Origin of the sequence: Xanthocytophaga agilis (assembly GCF_030068605.1) — a bacterium.
GTDB lineage: Bacteria > Bacteroidota > Bacteroidia > Cytophagales > 172606-1 > Xanthocytophaga > Xanthocytophaga agilis.
The window spans coordinates 1-976 of sequence record NZ_JASJOU010000048.1; the positions used below are offsets into that span (position 1 = coordinate 1).

The 976-nt window shown below is 35.6% G+C and carries 1 protein-coding gene; it reads left to right on the forward strand.

Going from position 1 to position 976, the window contains the following annotated elements:
* On the forward strand, window positions 1-810 hold an 810-nt coding region (locus QNI22_RS40120; protein WP_314520310.1), incomplete at its 5' end, for a DUF6597 domain-containing transcriptional factor.
* Between the last annotated feature and the right edge of the window lie 166 nt (window positions 811-976).

A 976-nucleotide genomic window follows, 5' to 3' on the forward strand; every position in this document is an offset into this window, starting at 1 on the left:
TATCGAACCTACAAACCGTGTGAAGATTTAGCCACACTTATCAAATGCTACTGGACTTTAGAAAATCCAAAAGAAGATACACCCAAAAAGCAAACCATTGTTCCCGATGGTTGTATGGAAATGATTTTTCATTATGGCGATTTATACAAGCAATATACCGAACAAGGCAATTGTATTGTACAGCCGAAATGCTTTGTGATCGGGCAACTGACACGACCACTTGAAATTGAGCCAATGGGAGAAACAGGTATTTTTTCCGTTCGTTTCCACCCAAACGGATTTTTGCCTTTTGCAACTATTCATGTAAAGAAAATGGAAAACACAGCTATACCATTGGGGCAACTTTTTGGAAATGCCGGAAAAGAAATCGAGCAAAATATTTTAAATGCTCATACAGCGTTGGAAAGGATAAAACTTACTGAGAGTTTTTTATTGAACCGACTGACTGAAGTTACGACTATTGACTATGTTGTAAAATCTACTCTCGAAACTATTTTATCAGCCAGCGGGCAGCTTTCGATTAATGAAGTTTCCAAACAAACCACTATCAACCGCAGGCAAGTGGAACGCAAATTTTCATCAGCCATTGGTTTAAGCCCAAAGCAGATTTCAAAAATGATACGCTTGCAGTCTATACTTAAAATGCTACTTAATAAACAGTTTACAAATCTTACTTCTTTAGCTTATGAAAATGAGTACTATGACCAAGCTCATTTTACAAAAGATTTTAAAGAGCTAACGGGTTTTACACCAAAGGAATTTTACGGAGATAATTTAAAGATGTCCTCGCTTTTTTACGGAACGGATTAGTCTTGTCGCATTTTTACAATTTTATAAATTCGGCATTTTCCAATTTTACACTGTAATAATGCAGTGTAATAATAATAATGCTGTGTAATAATAAAGTATGAAGACAGGAACAAAACTTATAGGTATCGCTGGCAGTTTTCTTTTGTTGTGCACCTTTACCATAAAG